Annotated in this window: 1 pseudogene; it reads left to right on the top strand. The window is 65.9% G+C overall.

Annotation, left to right across the window (positions count from 1 at the left end):
* Positions 1-587, top strand: a pseudogene (locus tag HP566_RS07110) (hypothetical protein); the annotation flags it as partial.

The raw sequence follows: 587 nt of genomic DNA, 5'->3' as shown, positions 1-587 counted from the left end.
CTGGACCTGGAGATCGCCCTGGAACCCGATGCCCTGCACCGGGAAACCCAACGCCGTTTCCGCCTGGGCACCCACGCCCCAACCCGACCGCTCCTCCTGGAGCGCGGCTACACAGCCCTGGGGCAACTGGCGCACCTCACCCTGCACGGAACGGACAGCGCCCCCCGACAACAGCACTACCAGTACGACGCCCTGGGACGGATAAGCTTCCGCACCCAGCAGCAACGCAGTGCTACCGAGATCATCGCCTACACCTACGACGCCGCCGGCCGCCTGATCGGCAGCCAGCACGGCGAGCATGCCCACCGCTACCCCGTGGACGCAGCAGGCAATCGGTTAGCGGCACCACCAGCCGATAGCCCCGCGCCCAATACCACCAACCAACTGGCACAGCTCGATGACCTCCACTACCGTTATGACGGTGCCGGTAACCTGATCGAGCGGCAGCACACCAACGGCGAGCGCCTGACCCTCGGCTACGACGGTGCCAACCGTCTGGTCCACCTCACCCAGACCCGCGAACAGGGTGACACCCGCGAAGCCACTTACCACTACGACGCCTTAGGCCGACGCATTAGCAAAACCGT

This window comes from Vreelandella olivaria (assembly GCF_023507745.1).
Lineage (GTDB): Bacteria > Pseudomonadota > Gammaproteobacteria > Pseudomonadales > Halomonadaceae > Vreelandella > Vreelandella olivaria_A.
Note: the sequence above shows the minus strand (reverse complement) of the source record. Positions and strands in the feature narration are given on the sequence as shown.